Annotated in this window: 3 protein-coding genes (1 of these 3 only partly in view); all 3 read right to left on the bottom strand. The window is 47.0% G+C overall.

Annotated features, from left to right (window positions below; genetic code table 11):
- On the bottom strand, positions 1 to 257 hold the beginning of the coding sequence (locus LFX25_RS14805) for a YeiH family protein (protein WP_238730902.1). It extends 838 nt beyond the left edge of the window; 257 of the gene's 1,095 nt are visible here — the first part of the coding sequence; it begins with the start codon at positions 255 to 257; its stop codon lies off the left edge, out of view.
- Between the two features lie 11 nt (positions 258 to 268).
- A complete protein-coding gene (locus LFX25_RS14800; protein ID WP_238730901.1) occupies positions 269 to 1,282 on the bottom strand; it encodes an MBL fold metallo-hydrolase in 1,014 nt (337 codons plus the stop codon).
- A gap of 124 nt (positions 1,283 to 1,406) precedes the next feature.
- Entirely contained in the window at positions 1,407 to 2,309 is a 903-nt protein-coding gene (locus LFX25_RS14795) for a helix-turn-helix domain-containing protein (protein WP_238730900.1), read from the bottom strand.
- Positions 2,310 to 2,500: the final 191 nt, after the last annotated feature.

The raw sequence follows: 2,500 nt of genomic DNA, 5'->3' as shown, positions 1-2,500 counted from the left end.
CCGATTCCGGGTAAGAGAGAATCCTTGATTCCGAAACAATTCGCGACGATGATCCCGCCGATCATACCGACGAATAGCGGAGAAAGTGTCGTGTTTCCCGTCCATAAAACCAACCGGTTTGCCGCCCATCCGATAGCGGCAGCGAGAAGGATTCCGAAGACGAACCCGAATGCGGAAATACCGGACCGCATTCGATCGTTCGGAGTTTTATAAACTTCGTCAAAAAAGGAAACGATCCTATCATAAATCGCGAACATTGTTTCCTCCTTTAGTTCCGCGTCGCCGGAGAAACGTGAATCCACTTCCCGACCAAAACCTTCCGGTAGGAAGCTCCGAAATTATCCTCGAAAAGACGAATCGTCTCGTCGCTTGAGTCGTGACCTCCGATTCCCACGATAGATAGATTCAATTTTTTTAATATACTTACGTCGTTTGCGACGTCGGACCATTGTAATGTTTTTAGAGGACCTTCTCCAGAGGCGAAAACCTTTTGCAGATTGATTCCGAATTTTTCCAGTCGTCCCGTCGGAACCGGATAATGTAAGTCGCCTATGATTCCGTAGATTTTCTCCGAAAACGTATTCCCGGTACGTTGCAGAATTTTTCGAAGTGTTTGATGACCGCATCCGGATATGAGCACGAGGCCCTTCCCGCGCACGTTTACGACTAACGCCTGTTCGTCGATCGTGCCTATAAACAATCTTCTTGAAATCGGACCGATACTCGCAATTCCGGGATACAGGACCTCCGGTTTTTCGATTCGTATCGGAACCGCTCCCGGATAGGTGATCGACCCGGGGACGAATATTCTCTTTCCGTTTAACCCGATCTGTTCGTTTCCTAAGGAGAAGGTTCCGCTGCGTTCCCATTTTTTTCCGCCCACGTGGTCAAAGTGTTTGTGAGAAAGGAAAATCGAGTCGATGTCCGAAAGTGAAATGCCGGACCGTTGCATGTTGTAAAGAAGAGGAGAAGGATTCTCCCCTTCCGTATTTTGTCCGACGTCGAAAAGAATCGTAATATGGTCCGTGCGAATCAGATAGGAAACTCCCATTTCTCCTCGAAAGCCGGGAAGGGCATGCCAGTTGACGAGCGGAAGAATCGAAAGTCGCTCGGTGCTTCCCAATGCGTCGGAGGAAATTCGCGGCGTCTTCTTCTCCGTCCATTCGGTTTCCACACGCCTCCGTTCCGTTTCGTGGAATACCCCGTAAAGGATCAAGATCGTCGTCGCTGCGGTTCCTAAAATGCAAAGGAGAATTCCGATCCGACTTAGAATCCGTCTCATAAAAAAATCCGCCGTTTAGAAAAGATACGTTGTGCTCTCATTGCTACGATCGTATCGCGAAAAAATAAAATGGTCTTGAACGAATGGGCTGCGGATGCGACCTGCTTTCAAGTTCTCGGTCGTATTAGGAAAAAAAGAAACGAACTTGGAATCGGTCCGGTTTTTTCGCAAAGTCCGAAGGAGACATGCCGAAGGAACGTCTGAAAATTCTGCTAAAATGCGCTTGGTCCGAAAAGCCGCCTTCGTATGCGGCCGCTGTCAGCTCGGGATTCCCGGCTAGGGAGAGAATCGCCTTTCCCGTTTTGAGCCAAAGTTTATATCCTGAAAACGTAATATTGGTTTCTTCCCGAAATAGATGACGGAATCTACCCGGTGAAAGTTTGACTCGGTTCGCGAGTTCCGAAAGCGAAATCTCTTTTTCGAACGGAGAAGTGGAATCGTATGCGGAAGACAAAATTTCGACACATTCAAGGATTCGCGGATCGATCGGCACGTTCGGTTCTTTTCGTCTGAACAATGCGGCGGCCGATTTTTTTGCGGAAGGCGGATCGACGTCGGATTTTCTGTTTAACGTTTCGATATTCGAGTTTCCGGTCGAAAGTTCCGAATCTTGTCCGCTTATTTCGAATTTACTTTCGAAAAAATCCAGAAACTTCTTTTTGGATTCTTCCGAAACGTTTTCGAAAATACTTAATAAAAATTGAATGTCTTCGGAGGAGAATTTCTCGCTTACGTCGATTCCGGGTTCTCCTCCGGTTCCGTTGATCTTAGAGAGGATTCCCGTTTGAAACGACAATGGATCCAATAAAACGATCGTAAAATTTCGATCGGATTTTTCGGTTTCGTGACTGACGCCCGACGGAATCAGTGCGGCCCGATACGATCTCCAAATTCCGTTTTTGCCCCGAAGTCGGAATTCTCCTTCGTTTGCGATGCAGAGTTGAACGAAAAAATGACTGTGTCTTGTGGTGGAAAAAGAGGGCCCGCTGTAGATTGAAAATTCTTTCCAAACAAGTAATCGATTCATAAACTTCTTAAATCCGACTCTTGGAATCGTTTTAATTTCCGTTAAAGGAACCGTAAAATTATTTTTGAATTTTCAGAACGATTCGAAACCAATGGATCTTCCGAATTCTCTCGACCTTGAAGAGCAGGGAAACCGGCGGATCGAAAGCGGGGACTCGGGGAAAAAGTAGGAACTCTTACGCGGCTCTGCGC

This window comes from Leptospira sanjuanensis, from assembly GCF_022267325.1.
In the GTDB taxonomy this organism is placed as follows: Bacteria; Spirochaetota; Leptospiria; order Leptospirales; family Leptospiraceae; genus Leptospira; species Leptospira sanjuanensis.
Note: the sequence above shows the minus strand (reverse complement) of the source record. Positions and strands in the feature narration are given on the sequence as shown.